The organism is Pseudophaeobacter sp. C1-32P7, from assembly GCF_041008775.1.
Classification (GTDB): domain Bacteria; phylum Pseudomonadota; class Alphaproteobacteria; order Rhodobacterales; family Rhodobacteraceae; genus Phycobacter; species Phycobacter gallaeciensis_A.
The window spans coordinates 91,408-105,626 of the sequence record NZ_JAXGFR010000014.1 but is presented as its reverse complement, the minus strand read 5'-3'; the positions used below and the strand labels follow the sequence as shown (position 1 = coordinate 105,626).

General features: G+C 60.2%; 13 protein-coding genes and 1 pseudogene. 7 read left to right on the top strand and 7 right to left on the bottom strand.

The genetic code is table 11. The annotated features are described in order from the left end of the window. Nucleotides 1-35: 35 nt before the first annotated feature. Together SM763_RS18375 and SM763_RS18370 are read right to left on the bottom strand one after the other, a co-directional pair. Nucleotides 36-482, bottom strand: coding sequence for a hypothetical protein (locus tag SM763_RS18375; protein ID WP_368999368.1), 447 nt, complete (start codon nucleotides 480-482; stop codon nucleotides 36-38). A gap of 92 nt (nucleotides 483-574) precedes the next feature. Next, the gene (locus SM763_RS18370) at nucleotides 575-1,756 is read right to left on the bottom strand and encodes a Fic family protein (RefSeq protein WP_152467152.1); all 1,182 of its coding nucleotides are present in this window, start codon (nucleotides 1,754-1,756) and stop codon (nucleotides 575-577) included. 1,238 nt (nucleotides 1,757-2,994) lie between these two features. On the opposite strand from SM763_RS18370, the gene SM763_RS18365 reads away from it, so the two are divergent. Further along, complete coding sequence (locus SM763_RS18365) at nucleotides 2,995-3,333, top strand: DUF736 domain-containing protein (RefSeq protein ID WP_065331505.1); 339 nt, start codon at nucleotides 2,995-2,997, stop codon at nucleotides 3,331-3,333. A gap of 568 nt (nucleotides 3,334-3,901) precedes the next feature. On the opposite strand, the gene SM763_RS18360 is transcribed toward SM763_RS18365, so the two are convergent. The 5 genes from SM763_RS18360 to SM763_RS18340 all read right to left on the bottom strand — a co-directional run bounded on the left by SM763_RS18360 (nucleotide 3,902) and on the right by SM763_RS18340 (nucleotide 7,289). After that, on the bottom strand, nucleotides 3,902-4,549 hold the full coding sequence (locus tag SM763_RS18360) for a glutathione S-transferase family protein (protein WP_051372683.1): 648 nt from the start codon (nucleotides 4,547-4,549) through the stop codon (nucleotides 3,902-3,904). Next, nucleotides 4,549-5,451 carry an SDR family oxidoreductase gene (locus tag SM763_RS18355; RefSeq protein ID WP_152467180.1) on the bottom strand — a complete coding sequence of 301 codons (903 nt, stop codon included), beginning with the start codon at nucleotides 5,449-5,451 and terminating at the stop codon, nucleotides 4,549-4,551. Before SM763_RS18355 ends, SM763_RS18360 begins: the two co-directional genes overlap by 1 nt. A 42-nt stretch (nucleotides 5,452-5,493) precedes the next feature. Next, nucleotides 5,494-5,991 (bottom strand): luciferase domain-containing protein, encoded by a 498-nt coding sequence (locus SM763_RS18350; RefSeq protein WP_036051542.1) that lies wholly within the window; start codon nucleotides 5,989-5,991, stop codon nucleotides 5,494-5,496. Nucleotides 5,992-5,999: 8 nt separating this feature from the next. Beyond that, entirely contained in the window at nucleotides 6,000-6,815 is an 816-nt protein-coding gene (locus SM763_RS18345; RefSeq protein ID WP_136340168.1) for a DODA-type extradiol aromatic ring-opening family dioxygenase, read from the bottom strand. Nucleotides 6,816-6,881: 66 nt separating this feature from the next. Beyond that, nucleotides 6,882-7,289, bottom strand: a complete 408-nt coding sequence (locus tag SM763_RS18340) for a DoxX family protein (RefSeq protein WP_043753122.1) — start codon at nucleotides 7,287-7,289, stop codon at nucleotides 6,882-6,884. A 133-nt stretch (nucleotides 7,290-7,422) separates the two neighbouring features. Between SM763_RS18340 and SM763_RS18335 the strand changes: the two genes are divergently transcribed. The 6 genes and pseudogenes from SM763_RS18335 to SM763_RS18310 form a co-directional block, all read left to right on the top strand. Beyond that, a complete protein-coding gene (locus SM763_RS18335) occupies nucleotides 7,423-7,776 on the top strand; it encodes a winged helix-turn-helix transcriptional regulator (protein ID WP_229737775.1) in 354 nt (117 codons plus the stop codon). Between the two features lie 252 nt (nucleotides 7,777-8,028). After that, nucleotides 8,029-8,622, top strand: coding sequence for a TetR/AcrR family transcriptional regulator (locus SM763_RS18330; protein ID WP_234163373.1), 594 nt, complete (start codon nucleotides 8,029-8,031; stop codon nucleotides 8,620-8,622). A gap of 67 nt (nucleotides 8,623-8,689) precedes the next feature. Next, nucleotides 8,690-9,241: a TetR/AcrR family transcriptional regulator gene (locus SM763_RS18325; protein ID WP_234163372.1), complete on the top strand. Its 552-nt coding sequence runs from the start codon at nucleotides 8,690-8,692 to the stop codon at nucleotides 9,239-9,241. Between the two features lie 31 nt (nucleotides 9,242-9,272). Continuing rightward, a complete protein-coding gene (locus SM763_RS18320; RefSeq protein ID WP_234163371.1) occupies nucleotides 9,273-10,376 on the top strand; it encodes an efflux RND transporter periplasmic adaptor subunit in 1,104 nt (367 codons plus the stop codon). Nucleotides 10,377-10,403: 27 nt separating this feature from the next. Then, on the top strand, nucleotides 10,404-13,484 hold the full coding sequence (locus tag SM763_RS18315) for an efflux RND transporter permease subunit (protein WP_152467182.1): 3,081 nt from the start codon (nucleotides 10,404-10,406) through the stop codon (nucleotides 13,482-13,484). Nucleotides 13,485-13,686: 202 nt separating this feature from the next. Then, nucleotides 13,687-14,109: pseudogene (locus SM763_RS18310) on the top strand (IS66 family transposase); the annotation flags it as partial. Between the last annotated feature and the right edge of the window lie 110 nt (nucleotides 14,110-14,219).

Here is a 14,219-nt window from a genome sequence, read left to right as displayed (position 1 = left end):
AAGCGCAGAAGGATGCGGTGGTCGCCCAAAGGGGCTCACCGAGTAGCCGTCACAAGGGCCGCAGTTCTCGATGGTCGGCTGACCGTCGCAAACAGAAAACGCGCCGCATGACCCCCATGTTTTGTCCACTCCCGATTTAAGGGAAACGCGACATCGGCCTTGCGAATATGAGGCATCCGGGTGAGCGAAGCGGCAGGCTGCTGGTGCGCGGCGATCCACGATATCGCCTGGAACAGCCAGCCATCACGGTGCCAAGGATCGTCACCCTCCGCCAACGTCAGTTGTTTGATCGCTGCAGTCGCCTGCTCGGCATTGGCAGCAGGTCCCGGCACCCCCGCACCGCTCAGGATCTTGGCGACGTGGCGATATTGGCCGAGAACTATACGTGCAACCTGTTCGGCGAGTGCGTCCTCATCATCGATGGACCACGCCCAGCCGTGGCAGAGTTCGCCATGATCTATTGGAACGAGTTTGAGAGTCATGGGCACGCCGAGCCATTGCCCGAACTTGTAGGGGAGCAACCCAGCCACGATTGACATTCATGGTCGAATGGCAATTGTCATCGCACCTTTCTCTAGGCAGTGGTGGGTAGCGGATCGGTACCCTCGCTGAGGATGGTCAGATAGGCGCGATAGCTGAAAACACGCCCCCGCTTCCTCCCAGTAATCTCCTCAAGAATTCCGAAGCGTTGGAGGTCGGCGAGGGCCGCGTTCACCGTCGGAGCCGACAGACCGGTGTACTCGACCAGTTGGTTCGCGGTCAGGAAGGGGTGCTGCTGGAACAGTTCATGGATACGCAGTGACGAACCGGCGCGATCGCTTTGCGCTGAAATGCGCTCGCGATCCTCCTTAAACAGGTCAACAATCCGCGTGGCGGCATCAAATGCCTGGTTTGCCGTATCCGCCACGCCAGCGAGGAAGAAGTCAAGCCAAGCCTCCCACTGACCATGCTCACGAACCTCCTGGAGCAGGCGATAGTAATCAGCGCGATGCGTCTTAAGAAACAAGCTCAGATAGAGGAGAGGCTTTTGCAGCACCCCATTGACGCAGAGGTACAATGTTACCAGCAACCTGCCGATGCGGCCATTGCCGTCGAGAAAAGGGTGGATGGTTTCAAACTGGACGTGCAGCAGTCCTGCCTTGATGAGAGCAGGAAGGCGGGACTGGTCGTCGTGCATGAAGCGTTCAAACGCGCCGAGGCAATTGTCCAGTTCCGTGACGGGGGGTGGAACGTACAGCGCATTACCGGGACGTGTCCCTCCGATCCAGTTCTGGGAGCGCCTAAACTCCCCGGGGTCCTTGGTGCCGCCACGTCCGCTTTGCAGCAAACGCGCATGCATCTCGCGGATTAGCCTCAGGGACAGTGGCAAGTCTTCGAGGCGCTCCAACCCGTACATCATGGCATCGACGTAGTTCGAGACCTCGCGGATGTCATCGATTGGCTGGCCCGCCTGTGCTTCGGTCTCGAAACGCAGCAGGTCTGTCAGCGTCGATTGCGTTCCTTCGATCTGTGAGGAAAGTACGGCCTCCTTGCGGACATACATATAGAGGAACAGTTCCTGGCGCGGCAGAAGCATCGTGATGCCATCCAGCCGCCCTAAGGCGCGCTCCGCGAGGCTGAGTCGGTCGAGAAGCCCCAGTACGTCGATTGTTGGGACTGGAGGCAGGGGAGGTGGTACGAAGGCGCGGACCGTCTCTCCTGCAACGGGGGTTTCGACAAAGCGGCCAAGGCGTTGGTTGGGGTCTGAATCGGTCATAGCTCACTATGATGCCCCTCTTTTATTTAAGCAATACGGGCTTCGCTTAAATAGTGGGTAGGCTAAGATAAGCGGGTTTAATTAACGTGGTGAGAGTAGGTCAGTGGCAATATGAGCGGGTTCATGGCAGCTTCCTACTGCTCTCGGTTGCAGGAATCCTTCCCGATGCCTGTGCGGAATAGCCTCTTCCAGAGAACACCATCGATCACGAGTCGCCAATCGAGACCTTTCGGCTCATTGGCCCGCATTACGGGCGTCCTACGCGATATGGCAGCTACGCGCACGACAACTCGGATGGCTGAAGAAGGCCAAAGGTCGTATCTGTTACATTCCGAGTCGGGGTTAGTTTCATCAAATCGGCGAACGGAATTCGTGGGTGCTTGTTGTCCATAAATCATCCTGCCCTTTGGTCAGGACCGCGCCCTACTCGGTCGGCTGCATGCAGCCGCCCTCCCCGAGCTGAAACGCTGCCTCTCCCTGCGACGTACCGCTGGCCGTGCCGTCTCCTCCGGAGCCAGCCCGACCAGCCGTCGCATGGTCGTGGCAACGCTTCATCTCGGCCATTCGGTAACGGTCGCTGGGGCGGGGCGGGTCGCTTCAATAGTCTCGTTTTTCCCGTGTCAGCCGGTGTTAGTCCTCGCTTTGCCGGACATGCTGTTCTGCCATCATTGACCGCAAAGGAGTTTCGACAACCGCCGGATCGCTCTGGCCAAAGCTGGCAGAGGGTCGGTGTTGGACGCGATGTAAAAAATCGCAAACTATTGGGATGCCGAAGAGGGTTGGTCCGAAATCGGGATGACCCGCGCCCGGTGCAGATGCCACGGCGGTCTGCTTGAAATCGCTCAGCCAGATGGCACCTCACTCGACCAACTTACCACGGGCAAGCGGTCGCGCCACGTTAGGCAAGGCTCGGCAAAGCGCGAACCCGTCCGGCTGCGGCTCGGGGTGAGAGGGCAGAAAGGACACCGCCCCCGGCAGTTTCATCGGCTGTTCACCTGGGTGTCCTTCGCGGCCACCGCACTTCTCCCGATGTGTTGCTCTGCATGACATGCTGGTCGCAGCTGTCGTCCCGTCCACAAAGGTTGTCGCCGATCTTTTTCCCCTGACCCTACGGGTCATTCCTCGCGCGCCAAAAAGACCGGCGCCTGCCCCTCTCCGCTACGCTTCGCCTTCGGTGTGGCCGGGCCTTGGCCAGCTGCAAGGTGACCATCATTGCAATGCAAACAAGGAGAAGAGCAATGACCACGAACTGCATTAAATTCACCAGCACCGACATCGAAACCGCCAAGGGCGTCGGCTCCATCTCGACCCTGACCTTCGACCTCGACATCACGGTCGAACCCGTCGCGAGCACGAACCCGATGGCCCCCACGCACCGCGTCCTCGGCCGCTCCCCGCGCGGCAAGCTGGTCGAGTGCGGCGGCATCTGGAAGAAGCAGAACAAGGAGACCGGCGCCGACTACTACACGCTGACCATCCGCGACCACGGCTTCAACGCCAACCTCGGCAAGGCCGCAAACCAGGACGATCTGTCCCTGCAGGCTGTCATCCCTTGGGGCCCCAAAGACGCCGCCTAAGCCAACGGCCAGACCGCTCCGGCGGTCTGGTTTTTTCTTGTTCCTGGGAACGACAGCGGTTTGAGTGAACGAACGAAATATGAAGCCCCGAAGCAGCCTATTGCGGGCAACATTGCGAGCTTCATAAGTCCTACACCACCCTTGCTCAGGGCAGCATGACCCCGCGGTTCTGAACGGTCACATACATCAGCGTCCAAGAATTAAGGGAACAGTGACACCCGCATAGCTGTCCTGCACGGTTACACTGTGCTCGGCATCCCGCTCGCGGAGGCCGTGAGATCAGTCTTTGTCTTGGACGAACGGCACGTGCTCAATTGGCGCGACGGATGCTGAGTTATCGGACCTGATGAATACACTCCGCGCGAAAACTCTAAAGATCGGGATGAGACACAGCATCTACATCCCAAAACCGCCGCATTGCTTCCGGAGGAACTCTTGTCAGGTTGGTTGTCGCGGCTGTCTGCGGCTAATTTCTGTCATGCGACGCTTCCTGCTCATGTCTAAATCTGATAGCGCGCCGATCGCCGGACGTGATGCAGATCGTTCAATCATCGCGGCGAGCGCGATGTCAGGCGAAGAGCGCAAGAAGCGGTGCTACGGCCTTCTGCCAGCTGTCACGCGCTTCAAGCCGGCCGATCCAGCCCGCGATTCTGGGGAATTCGTCCAGCGAAATCCCCGCTTGGTCGCGATACATGAATGTGGTCGCCAGATAGAAGTCGGCAAGGCTGAGTGCGCCTGCAATCCAATCCTTATCGTCGAGTCCGGTTTCCAGAACGGCAAGGAACTGATCGGTGGCTTTCCGTTCCGCTTCGACCACAGTAGGATCAGGATCGCCCATGCCGAATTTCTCTTTGAGGAACAGCTCAAAGGACAACTTCTGCATCGCCGGGCCTAGGTGGATGGCTTGCCACCAGGCCCACTGATCGACGAGGGCCCGCGTCTTGAGGCCATCAGGATAGAGCCCTGCCTCGGGCCGGATCCCGGCCAGATAGGCACAGATCGCCCGGGACTCCCAGAGCACGAAATTCCCGTCCTCCAAAACAGGCACCTTTGCATTTGAATTGCGGGCAAGAAATTCCGCCGCGCGGTTGTCCCCGGCACGGATGTCGACCTCGACGATTTCGAGTTCCACGCCCAGTTCGTGCGCCACCGCCCGTACACGCAGCGCATTCGGTGAGAAGTTCGCGTTGTAAAGCCTCATGACATTTTCCAGCATTATTGTTCCTGCGGCGCCTGAAGAAGCGCCGCGCGGTTAGCGGCCAGGAAATCGGCCACCGACTGTCCGGGCTTGCCGGTGAGCGATTCGAGATCGCCGCTGGCCACATCGAGATAGCCCTGCGCGATTGCTTCGTCGAAGGAGGCAAAGACCCTCGCCATGAACTCCGGCAGTCCATTTGCGATCATCGCCTGCACCAGATCCTCGGCGGGCAGGGCGACATAGGGGATTTCCTTACCCGCAATTTCGGACAAGATCGCCGCGACCTCGGCCTGGCTGACCGTCTCCGGCCCGGTGATATCGAGGGTCTCCCTTCCCGTAGCTTTCATTAGCGCCGCGGCTGCGGCACGGGCGCAATCCGCGCGTGTCACATATCCGGTCTTGCCATCTGCTGCGGCGGAGAAATGCGTGCCCATGGCGACGCTCTGCTGGCCGCCCATCAACAGAAAGTCGGTGTACATATTGTTGCGCAGGATCGTATGATCCGCCCCACTTTCCGTGATCAGCTTCTCGGTCCCTTCGTGGTCTTGAGCGAATCCGATTGGACTTTCCGCGACTGGGCCTGCGAAGGAGGTATAGACGATGTGGTCGATACCTACCGTCTTGGCCGCAGCAATCGCATTGGAATGAGCTGCGAGCCGCTTGCCCGGCTCCAGATCGTCGGTGGAGATGATGAGGAGACGCTTGCCGCCCGCGAAGGCTGCTTCAAGAGAAGCCGGGTCGTTGAAATCGCCCTCGCGCGCCTCGACTCTTTTTCCCGCCAGATCGGCAAGCTTGTCGGGAGTGCGCGAGATCGCGATGACCGGCCCGGCACCTGCCTGAACCAGCAGGTCGACCACCTGCCGGCCAAGTTGTCCGGACGCGCCGGTCACGATGAAGGGGCCGTTCTGGATGTTGGACATGGTATCTCTCTTATCTTGATGTTTCTGCAAGCGCGCTTGCGATCAATCGTGGATTTGGGTGGGGGCGGGATTCGCCAGCTTGCCGCGCGCGAAACCCCAGCTTGTGGTCAGGATTTTGATCATCACATCGACCTCTGCCTCATCGCGTGGAGCAAAGGCCATGATCGCATTGGCCGGGATGTATCCGGCCGAGGCCATCGGGTGCTGTTCGCCCCATCCCTTCGCGATGAGTTCCTCAACCGCCGCCAGCGGCAGCATCATGTGCGACGAACCGTCATAGGCGGGATGCACATGCGCAAATTCGCGTCCGATCATGAAGGCTTCGCGCGGGCCGCAGGCATGCGGCCGCGGCAGGACTAATGCCTCGGCGCCGGGGACCGAAATACCCGATCGGCAACGCTCGACGAAGGGCAGGGCGAAGGCCTTCTGCTTGAACAATGCGTGAATCTCGGCCGAGGAGTTCTGCGACACTTGCTCATGCGGGGCGCACTCGGTGGTTTCGGGGCGCGGACCCTGCCGCAAGGGAAGTTCGAAGCACATATCTGGTCCTATCCAAATCTGAACGCGCTTTCGACCGCGCCCAATACGTGATCCTCGAGGGTCTTTTCCCCCCGATCCGCAAGCGCGGCGCCGGCCACGACGTGCAATGGAATTAGATGTTCCTCGCGCGGATTGGCGTCGCGTGCGCCGGGTGCCCGATCCCAAGCAGCCAGCATGGCGCGGCGCGCCCCGGGGTCTTCATGGGTCACCGCACCCGTGAGCCATCGGTCGAAGTCGCCGCCGTTCACCGGGCCATCGGGTCCGCCCCTCATCGCCCGCATCATCTTGCCCATGTTGTGATAGGTGTTGCCGGACCCGATGATCAGAACACCTTCGTCTCGCAAGGGCGCCAACGCGCGACCAGCAGCAAGATGCGCCTCAGCGTCGAGATCGTCGCGCAGGCTCAGTTGGACGGTAGGTATGTCGGCCTCAGGCAAAGCCACCTTTAGCGGAACAAACACCCCATGATCGAAGCCACGCGTAGCGTCGGCCCGGGTTTCAAAACCCGCGCCATTCAATAGCTCGCTTGCACGGGCCGCCAGCGTAGGATCGCCTAGCGCGGGCCAGGTCAGCTGATAAGTATGGGGGGGAAACCCCTGATAGTCGAACAGCAGCGGCGGCGCGGAGTTGGTCTGCACGGTAAACACCCGTTCCTCCCAATGGCCTGAGATCACGAGAAGCGCCTTGGGCTTTGCCGGCAGGCTCGCAGGCAAAGCCTCAAGGAATCTGCGGTGCCTGTCCCAGGTGTCAGGCGGGTTCCAGTCCATGAAGAAGCAAGGGCCGCCTCCATGGGGAACAAACACTGTCGGCTGCCTTTCGGTCATTCTGTCGTCCTTTTGAACCCCAAGCCCGAGGGTGGATGGCCAGCGCCGTGGCAACTCCGCATCGGATTAATTCGTCTCTGTCGGAAACGTCGGCGCATATGCCGACTTTACCGCACGCACGCGATTGGCTGTCATCCACGAGGCGATCAGGAGCACCCAGGTCGCAAGAGCCGGTGGCCAGCCTGGATCGCCCGCGCCCACATGCGCCCCGAACGCCAACACCAGATGCCAGAACATCGCCGCGTAAGCCCAGTCCGCCAGCATCGCCGAAGGGCGCCAGAGAATCACCACCGCGCCGACAATCTTCAAAATCGCGAGCGGCCAGATGATGTATGTGGGATAGCTCAACACCTCGCGATACATGCCCGCGACCATATCGTGGGATGAGATGTAGAAAGTCGCCGCACCCAGATAGACCAGCGCCACAAGGCCGGTCGCGATCCAGTAGACATACTTTGCCACGTTGTCACTCATCACCGCACTCCCTGTTTGCAAGGGCTTGTTCAGCCGCAGTTTCCGCTCTAAGTACCTTTAGGTGTCTTGCATCGTTCGTGAAAGTAGGCACTTAAAAGTAACTAGATTACTTTAACCGCGAGGATAATCCACGATGAAGAGCGTCCAGCCCCCCTCATGCCCGATGGAGGCGCTTCTGCGTGTCATCACAGGCCCTTGGACGATCTATATACTCTGGGTTCTGTCCGAGCAGGGACCGCAGCGTTTCGGCGCGCTCAAGCGTTTGGTGCCCGGCATTTCCACCCGGGTCCTGACCGAGAGGCTGAGAATGCTGGAACATGCTGGCGTTGTATGGCGCGAGCAGGCCATGACCATCCCACCCGCTGTCACCTACGGGCTGACTGAGCGCGGCGCGGAACTGCGCGGCGTGCTGGACAAGCTTGGCTCGATCGCACGCCGCTGGGAGGCCGAGGGTGCCTTTGTCGGGACCGCAAGCGCGGCAGAATGACGGTACCCCTCCTGTTCGCGGGATAATCCCGCGCCCGAGAACAACTCAGGCAGAATCAGACCCGAAGCTCATGACGAATTGAAAACGGCGCTAGAAAAAGCCGCCAAGCGGCGCTTGGTGGGGTAGATCCGCACAGCTTTACGCTTTGCTGCTAAATCAACTTCTATCTACTATACTCACTAGACGGTACAGTAAAGCTTGTAACCGCCTAGTCCTGCCTGGGATAGAGAGAACGAGATGCCCGTGAGAAAAATGGCCGACGTCATGATTGGTGCGCGCGAGGTTTTCTTCCGATGCGGTTACGAAGGAGCCACGGTCGATGCAATTGCCGCTGAAGGAAAAGTGTCGAAGGCAACCATGTATTCGTATTACCCGACCAAGGAGCAACTGTTCCTGAGCGTGGTTGAATCCGAATGCGGTCGGCTTGCGGACGAAATCCTCCGGCCCTTGATCGCGTCTTTGGAGCCGCGCGCCCAGTTGGAAGAACTCGCCCTTCGCATGGTCGACCTCACCTTGGACGACACCTACATCCGTCTCCTGCGAACGTGCGTTGGCGCCTCCGAGGCACTGCCCGAAGTGGGTGAGGTTTATTTTCGCGCAGGCCCGAAACCTGCCCGCGAACTCGTCGGTCGGATTCTGGAGCGCCTTACGCGCGAAGGCGCGCTCGATGTCGATGACGTCCGGCGCGCGTCCGATCACTTCATACACCTTTGCGTTTCGGGGCTACTTATGCCGCGCCTTCTCGCAGTGAAACGAGCTGTCCACCGCGAGCAACATGCGCGCGAAGCGGTCGCTGCATTCCTGCGACTTTACGGTAGCGGCCACAGAGACAAATTTTCAGATTGAGCTCGCTTGCCAAATACGGGGCAGCGCATTAGCTCGCCCAATGACTTAACCGACCGGACGGTACAGGGTGACTGCACAAGTGGAAAAGCAACCGAAGAACGCCTCGCCGAAGATTCTCGGCGCTGCGCGGGCGATTGCGCTGCGAGAAGGCGCGGGAAAGATCACGATCGACGCCGTCGCTCGGGAATCCGGCCTCAGCAAGGGTGGGGTGTTGTACAACTTCCCCACCAAGAAAGCGCTTCTGGCCGGGCTGCTCGACGAAATGCTCGCGGAGCACCGCGAACGTCTGGCGTCGGTCCCGGAAGGGCACAGTTCCCGCACCCTGCGCGGTCATCTCGAGACAGTTCTGCAAGCCGTAAGCACCGATGATGACCTTTCGATGGCTATTCTCGCGGTTTCGGCGTCGGATCCGAATCTTCTGGACCCGCTGAGAAGAGAGCTGTCCCGTGATGTCGAGCGCATCCGTTCGGACGCGCAGGACGACACTGCGGCGATGGTTCTTTTTTTGGCGATCCAGGGTCTTCGTTTCCAGAGGCTTCTTCGCCTCGCGGATGGTGACGACGATCAGCAAGACGCCGCCATCGACAGATTGAAGGACATGATAAATGAGCTTGAATAGAACCAGATACTTCCGAGGAGGTGCCGCTGGATTGGTCGCCCTTCTTCTCGCCATTGTCCTTCTCGTGCAATTCAACCCGGACATCGCATCCAAGGTCTTCGCGCAGACTACGGATGAGGTTTCCGGTGCCGATGCGCAAGGGAGCGCCGAGCAAGACATGGCCCAACCGGTCACGGTCGAAGTATCGCGTGCCGAGCTTCGCGATAGCGATAGGGCGCGCAGCCTGGCAGGCCGCGTGGAGCCCGCCCGGACCGTGGATATTGCCTTTCAGGTTTCGGGTCAGCTTTCCGACCTCGCGGTAGATGCTGGGACTCGGGTCGAGAAAGGCGATTTAATTGCCGCGCTCGACCCAGTCGATTTCGAATTGGCCGTGGATCGGGCGCAGGCCTCTTTCGACCTCGCAAAATCCGAATACGATCGTGCGTTGAGTCTGACCGAGAGGGGGGTGGCGACCGACGCCCGACTTGAAACGAACCGCGCGCAGCTTGCTCAGGCAGAAGTCGCCCTGCGTGAAGCGGAGCGACGCTTGGCTCAAGCCACGATCACCGCGCCCTTCGACGCCATTGTCGCGCGCATCTTTCTGGAGGAGTTTTCGAACGTCACCCCTGCGGCTCCGATTGCCAGGTTGCAGGACATCAGTGAAATGCGGGTGCGGATTTCGCTGCCCGAGGAACTCGCCGCGATGGCACGGGCCCAGCCCGATGCATTCAGGGTAACCGCCTCTTTCCCCGCCGTGCCGGGATATGACGCAACTCTGTATCTGCGGAAATTCGTGACCGATGCAGACCCCACAGCCCAAACCTATGACGTCGAGTTTGCAATCGAGGGCGCCATCGACCCGAGATTGCTGCCCGGAATGACGGCGAATGTGCGCGTAGCCGCCGCCGCGGAGGGTGCGCAATCGCGGTTGGTAGTCGTCCCGGTCTCGGCGATCGACACGACGAGCCGGAGCGAGCCGTCCATCTGGCTGTATGACGAGGGGACCGGCCGGGTGTCCCGTAAGACGATCCGCCTGGGGCTGCCGAACGACGACGAAATCGTCGTGCTTGAGGGGCTCTCCGGAGACGAACTGGTTGTGTCCGGCGGGTGGTGGCGCCTGAAGGAAAACGAAACAGTCGCGGTTCGCGGCCTCTGAACGATCCTGGACCGGAAAACCGAAACCATGACAATGAGTATTTCCCGCGCAAGCATCCGACGTCCGGTCGCCGTTTGGCTGGCAATTATCTTTTGCCTTCTCGGCGGTTTGTGGGGGCTGAACACGGTCGGACGCCTCGAAGACCCGAGTTTCACGCTCAAGACGGCGCTCGTTTTCGTGCCCTATCCGGGCGCGACGGCGATGGAGGTGGAAGAGGAAGTCACCGATGTCGTGGAAAGCGCACTCCAACAGATGAAGCAGCTCGACCGGGTGGAATCGAAATCCATGCCGGGCATGGCCCAGATCACGGTCGAGATCGAGATGACCTATGGGCCCGACGAGATTCCGCAGGTCTGGGACGAGATGCGCCGCCGTATCCGCGACATCGAAGGAGAGCTTCCCTCCGGTGCGCAGTCTCCGATCATCAATGACGATTTCGGCGACGTCTACGGCATGTTCTACGCTGTGACGGCCGATGGGTTGAGCGCCTCGGAACAGCGAGACCTCGCGACTAAACTGCGGCGCGACCTTGTCACCGTCGACGGGGTGGCCAAGATCGAGGTTCAGGGGCTGGCTGAAGAGGAGATCATCATTTCGATCCCTTCGGCGCGCCTGACCGAACTGGGCCTGCCACCGGACCAGATCCTCGGTATCATCGCCGACGAAAACCAGGTTTTCTCCAACGGCGAGATCAGCGAAGGGCTGTCTCGGCTGGGCGTGTCCGTTCCGCCGGGTTATGTCAGCGTCGAGGGCATAGAGGCGCTGCGGCTCGGCGCCCCCGGAGAGGTCGGGCAGATTGCGCTCTACGACATCGCTCGCGTGGTCCGAGAGGAGACAGAGCGGCCGAGCCAGATCGTGCGTCACAATGGCACGCGGGCCTTCACCCTCGGGGTCTCGGCGCTCGTGGACCGCAACGTTGTCGAGGTCGGCAGATCGGTCGAGGCACGGCTGGACCAGCTGAAGACCGAATTGCCGGACGGCGTCGAGATCGTACCGATCTATGAACAGCATAAGGTCGTCGACGAAGCGGTCTCGAGCTTCCTCGTCGGCCTCGGTCAATCCGTGGCCATCGTCATCGGGGCGCTGATGCTGACCATGGGTTGGCGCGCGGGTTTGGTCGTGGGTGCCACGCTGGGCCTCACGGTTTTTTCCACACTGTTTTTCATGTCTGTCTTCGGCATCGAGATGGAACGGATCAGTCTCGGGGCTTTGATCATCGCCATGGGCATGCTGGTCGACAATGCCATCGTGATCGCCGAAGGCATGCTGATTGGCATGGCGCGGGGCAAGTCCGCCGAAGACGCCGCCGCCGATACAGAGACCGCGACAGGGTTTCCCCTGCTTGGGGCCACCGTGATCGGGATCATGGCGTTTTCGGGCATTGGGCTATCGCCAGACGCCACCGGAGAATTCCTGTTCTCGCTTTTCGCGGTTATCGCGATTTCGTTGCTGATGAGCTGGATCCTCGCCGTAACCGTTACACCCTATCTTGGGAAGCTCCTTCTGAAGGCGCCAAGAGACACCTCCAAGGACCCCTATCGCGGCTTAGTCTATTCGGCTTATCGCGGTTTCCTCTGGATGGCGCTGCGCGCCCGCGTGCTCGTAGTCCTGACGGTCGTCGGAATCACGGTCTGGTCGGTCATGGCCTTCGGCCAAGTCAAGCAGGCTTTCTTTCCGGCGTCGAACACCCCGATATTCTACGTCGAATTCCAGATGCCACAGGGCACGGACATTCGAGCCACGAATGAAGAAATGGCCCGGCTCGAGGCGATCATCTTAGGCGAGGAGATAGTGACGGACGTTACAACGCTTGTCGGGCGAGGGGCCAGCCGCTTCATGCTGACCTACAACCCTGAGCAGGCCGATGCGAGCTACGGTCAGCTGATCGTGCGTGCGACCGATGCCACACTCATCCCCGATGTTGCGGCGCGTCTCAATCGCGAACTGCCGGCGCAATTCCCCAATGCTCTTATCCGCGTCGAGGAGATCGTCTTCGGTCCGCCTGCCGGGGCCGATGTCGCCGTTCGCTTTTCGGGACCCGATCCGGTAGTCCTCCGGCAGCTATCGGATAACGCGCTTGCGATCTTCGACGAGGCCGGCACGATCACAAACCCGCGCACAGACTGGCGACAGCGCGAAATTCTCGTCGAACCCATCGTCGACGAGGCTCGCATGCGGTTGGCCGGTGCGACTCGCGGATCGATTTCCGACACCGTGCAATACGGGACCTCGGGCCTGCGGGTCGGCACCCTGCGCGAAGGCGATGCCGAAATCCCTATGTATCTGCGGCTTCCCGAGGTCGAGCGCGACGGGCTGGATCGTTTGCGCGATCTCTCCGTCTGGTCGCCGGGTGCAAATGGCTATGTGCCGATGGCCAACCTCGTCTCCGGCTTTGAGCCCCGCCTCGTCGAGGCCCTTATCCACCGCCGCGACCGTGAGCGTACGATAACGGTCCTCGGCGGTGCAGGCGGCGACCTGACAGCAGATGAGGCCTTTCGCAGTGTCCGCTCTGATATCGAAGCCATTCGGCTTCCCGAAGGCTACACGATGGAATGGGGTGGCGAGTTCGAAAGCGCGGGAGAAGCGCAGGCAAGTCTCGGCAAACAGCTTCCCTTGGGCTTTCTGGTAATGCTGACAATTTCGATCCTGATGTTCAACAAAGTGCGCCAGCCACTGATCCTGTGGCTCGTGGTTCCGATGTCGGTCACGGGGATGGTTCTTGGTCTGCTGTTCACTGGGCTACCGTTCACGTTCACGGCGCTTCTCGGCTTCTTGTCCCTTTCCGGGATGCTGATGAAGAATGCCATTGTGCTGGTGGAAGAAATCGATCAGCAACGCGCCGAAGGTGTCGAGGACTATCAGGCGGTAATCGATGGCTCGGTCAGCCGTTTGAGGCCCGTCGTGCTGGCTGCGGGCACAACGATTTTCGGTATGACTCCGCTCATATCAGACGCCTTCTTCGCATCGATGGCTGTCACAATCATGGGTGGCCTCGCGTTCGCCTCGATCCTGACACTGGTCGCGGTGCCGGTATTGTATGCGCTGTTCTTCTTGATCAAGCCGCCTAAACAAGAAAACGCTCCTTCAGGTTCCCCAGCGACAGCCTGAACGCAGATGCAGTTATAAGCGTTTCTCTGAGCGCCCTCGACCCGTCTTAAGGACGGTGTAGGCATGTTCCGTCGCCTCAAGCGCGCCTTCGAGAAAACCGCCGAATGTCGGAGCCACTTCGGTGCCGCCAAAGACGAGCGCTTCGTCCCACAGGCCTGAAAGAACGCACGGCAGGCCATAGTTCGGGTGGGCAAAAAAGACAGCGAAACTGCGGCTGGCAGCACGCCAGGCGCACTCCCGCTCCATGGTCTAGGCCTTCAAGGCATGGACCGAGGCCCAACTGCTACGCATTCCCGGCAAGGACGGTCTCGCGAAGGCCTTCCGCTATGGTCTCAGCTGCTGGCCGTCATTCGAGCTCTTCCTTGGAGATGGCCGCGTCGGCATCGACGACACCACCGCCGAGCGCGTCATGCGCCCGATCAGCATCGGGCGAAAAAACTGACTTTTTGCAGGCTCCGACAGCGGTGGCGAAACGCTGTCCCGGGCGATCTCCCTTGTCGAGACAGCCAAGATGAACGGCCACGATCGGCAAGCCTGGCTGGCCGAAATCCTCGACCGCATCCACAATCACATGACCAACCCGCTCAACGAACTGCTTTCATGGAACTGGACGCCGATAAACTGATGCGCGGTAACAACCGGGCGGTTACGTTTTTGGGGAAGTGATTACCTTTGAATCTTGAGGTCCGACTTCGCCTTTGCTAGGAATCGAACAACCATTAGAAAATTAGCAAA